Below are 797 nucleotides of genomic sequence, written 5' to 3'. Positions count from 1 at the left end.
TTCAGACTCGCTTTCGCTCCGGCTCCCCCGCTGAACGGGTTAACCTTGCCGGTGAAGTGTAACTCGTAGGCTCATTATGCAAAAGGCACGCCGTCACGGAACAAGTTCCGCTCCGACCGATTGTAGGCACACGGTTTCAGGTTCTTTTCACTCCCCTGTTCGGGGTTCTTTTCACCTTTCCCTCACGGTACTGGTCCACTATCGGTCTCCCAGGAGTATTTAGCCTTGGCGGATGGTGCCGCCGGATTCACGCAGGATTTCTCCGGTCCCGCGCTACTCAGGATACTGTTAGGCCCGAATCCTATACGTGTACGGGGCTGTCACCCGTATCGCCCGGTTTCCCACCCGGTTCCACTTCAGTCTTCGGTACCACTTCACAGTCCTACAACCCCGTATATGCCGTAACATAAACGGTTTGGGCTGCTCCGCGTTCGCTCGCCACTACTTGCGGAATCACTCTTGTTTTCTCCTCCTGCGCTTACTTAGATGTTTCAGTTCAGCGCGTTCGCCTACCACTTATGTGGTATGACATGCCTTCAGCATGCCGGGTTGCCCCATTCGGAAACCCGCGGATCTAATCGTATGTGCCGATCCCCGCGGTTTATCGCAGCTTGTCGCGTCCTTCATCGCCTCTGGGAGCCTAGGCATCCCCCGTGTGCCCTTATTTACTTTCTTCCGTCTGCTGCCCCTTTTGCTAAGCAGCAGACTGCCTCCGTCCGTTCACAGGATATTATCCCCGAACGGACTTCATCTGTCCTCTCTTATGTATTCTTTTCTTTCCCAATATGTCAAAGAAC

The 797-nt window shown here is 54.2% G+C and carries 1 rRNA gene; it reads right to left on the bottom strand.

Going from position 1 to position 797, the window contains the following annotated elements:
* Nucleotides 1–675, bottom strand: a 23S ribosomal RNA gene (locus H8B06_RS20475); the annotation flags it as partial.
* Between the last annotated feature and the right edge of the window lie 122 nt (nt 676–797).

The organism is Sphingobacterium micropteri (genome assembly GCF_014692515.1).
Classification (GTDB): domain Bacteria; phylum Bacteroidota; class Bacteroidia; order Sphingobacteriales; family Sphingobacteriaceae; genus Sphingobacterium; species Sphingobacterium micropteri.
This window is presented reverse-complemented; position numbering and strand designations above follow the sequence as displayed.